The organism is Neoroseomonas rubea, from assembly GCF_016106015.1.
Lineage (GTDB): Bacteria > Pseudomonadota > Alphaproteobacteria > Acetobacterales > Acetobacteraceae > Neoroseomonas > Neoroseomonas rubea.
On record NZ_JACADQ010000463.1, the window covers coordinates 1 to 2427 of the forward strand.

At 70.8% G+C, this 2427-nt stretch carries 3 protein-coding genes; 1 reads left to right on the forward strand and 2 read right to left on the reverse strand.

Translation table 11 applies throughout. The annotated features are described in order from the left end of the window. On the forward strand, positions 1-277 hold a 277-nt coding region (locus tag HW577_RS23665), incomplete at its 5' end, for a DUF2254 family protein (RefSeq protein WP_198378559.1). 9 nt (positions 278-286) lie between these two features. On the opposite strand, the gene HW577_RS23670 is transcribed toward HW577_RS23665, so the two are convergent. Both HW577_RS23670 and HW577_RS23675 read right to left on the reverse strand, forming a co-directional pair. Then, complete coding sequence (locus tag HW577_RS23670; protein WP_198378560.1) at positions 287-739, reverse strand: hypothetical protein; 453 nt, start codon at positions 737-739, stop codon at positions 287-289. Between the two features lie 43 nt (positions 740-782). Continuing rightward, on the reverse strand, positions 783-2427 hold a 1645-nt coding region (locus HW577_RS23675), incomplete at its 5' end, for a DUF3141 domain-containing protein (protein WP_198378561.1).

The following is a 2427-nucleotide window of genomic DNA, read 5'->3' on the forward strand; positions in this document are numbered from 1 at the left end:
CGTCCGCGTCGTCTTCCCCACGCCGGACTGGAATGACTATCTCGCCTTGGCCTTCGATGAGATCCGCGTCTTCGGCGCGACCTCGGTGCAGGTGATGCGGCGGCTGCGCTCGGCCCTGCGCGGCCTGACCGAACTGGTGGGCGAGAGCGAGCGCGCCGACGGCGTCCAGCGCTACCTCGAGCATGTGGACGCCGTCATCGAGCGCTCGGCTTTCGACGAGCGCGACCGCGCCGCCGCGCGGCAGGAGGACCCGCAGGGCCTTGGCCTGACGCGCTAGGGGGTGGGCCTATTCCTCCGGGTGCTTCCAGCTGATGTACCAGCCGACATCGCCGGGCATGCCGCCCGGCCAGTCGATGATCTCCACCTGCAGCTGGAAGCCGCGCGGCGCAAGTTCCTTCACGTAGAAGTCGAAGGCACGGCGCGGGAATCCCTCCAGCCGCTCATGCCAGTTCGGATCATGCGTCGTGATGCCGCGGCCCGAATCCGGCAGCCAATCGGACGGGAACTGTAGGAGAAGCGCGCGCTTCTCCCCGTTCTCGACGGCGCGACGAACGACGGTTGCGATCCGCTCCAGCGCCTCTGGCTGGACATCGCGGGCGGCGAAGGATTCGCGAAGGCTGTCGCGTTCGGCCTTCGCGGCCGCTTCCTGCGCGTGGCGCGCATCGGCGTCGGCCTTCTTCTTTTTGGCGATGTGGTCCCAGATCGCATTGGCGCTGAGATTGTCGGCGGTCACGCTCATGCTGGTCGTTCCTTCCTGTCGTTGTTCGTGCCGGGTGCCGCCTTCAGGCGGAGCGCGGCGCCGGCCGGATCCGCCGCGCGGCCAGGTTCGAGGCGCCACTGCCCGGCGCGGCCTTCGCCGTGTGGTCGCCGCCGCCGAAGATCCGTTCCATCTCCGCCATGCGCCGCGCGGCCTCGGGCGGCAGGTCCCCCGCCGCCTCCACCACCGCGCGCAGCACGGCCAGCGCCTCGGCCCGCTGCGCCGCATCCTCGGGCAGCAGCGCGGGCAGGGTCTCGATCGCCCGCGCCTCGTCGATCAGCAGCATGAAGAACTGCTGGCGGATGGTGCGCTTGAACGCGACGAGCGGCAGCGCGTCGCGCCGCATCGCCGCGCGGATGCGGCGGATGATGGCGAAGGATCGTTCATCCGCATTGGCCGTGGGCAGCCGCACCCAGATCAGCGCGCGCAGCAGCGCCTCGTGGATGCCGCCCTCGGTCATGGCGGCGCGCAGCCGCTCGGCCGCAAGCGCCACGAAGCGCGCATGGTCCGGGCTCTGGCCAGGCCGCGGGCGTGGCGGCGCCGTCTCCGCCGCGATGCCGGTCAGCGCCTGCACGGCCGGCGCGGCATAGACCTCGCGGAAGACGCGCTCGCTCATGCTGTCGCGCTGGCGACCATAGGCCTCGAGCATGCGCGTCACCGCCTCGGAGAGCTGGCGCTCCGCCACCCGGCCGGGATTGTCCTCGGGCACCGCCTGGCGGTTGCCCCGCGCCATCTCCGCCGCCCAGCGCACCCAGGCCATGGCCGGGTTGCGGTCCGAGAACAGGGTGTAGGACAGGCGCGCGGGGTGCAGCTGCTCCAGCGCCAGCGTGACCGGCGGGGTGGCCAGCGCGCGCACGACCGGCTGGGCGAATTGCCGATACAGCGCGAGGTTCGCCTCCGAGACGCGGCGCGCCGCGGCGAAGCGCTTCTCGTCCTCCGGATCCGTGCCGCCGTGCCGGGCGAGGTCCTCGAAGCCGCGCGTCTCGAAGTTCACCAGCCAGTCGCCGCCGGCGAGCTCGGCCCGGGCTTCCTCCTTGGCCGGCCGCATCACCGCCTCGTAGAGGCCGGGCGGCAGCACGTCGATCATGTCCATGTTCGACGCGAACTCGTTGTGCTCCTTCCGCGCCACGCCGCCCGAGACGAAGATGCCGAGATGCCCGATGCTGCCATGCACGGAATAGACGATGGTCTGGCCGTGCGTGCGCAGGTCGTTCTCGTCGCCATACAGGTCGGTGATCCAGGACAGCGCCTGGGCGGGCGGCGTGATGTCGTCGCCTTCCGAGCAGAAGACGATGATCGGCGACTGGATCGCGCGCATGTCCACGCGCGTGCCGTCGGAGAAGATCAGCTCCCCCGTCGCCAGCCGGTTGCCGACGAAGAGCTGGTCGACGATGAACTGCATCTCCTCGGCGTTCAGGCGGACATGCCCGCCCCACCATTGCTCGAAGCCGAGGTAGCGGTCCGCGGCGCGATCGACATCGGCCCAGACCTCGTACTGCTTGGTCCAGTAGGTGTTGGCGGGGTTGCCGCTCTCGAAATTGGTCACGAGCCAGGCGCCGTCGAACTTGCCGCCGCCGAGGTCGCCCGTCATGGCGGTGAGCCAGGATCCGCCCAGCAGGCCCCCAAGGTAGCGCATCGGCGCCTTGCCCTCGGTGCCCGCCCAGGTCGAG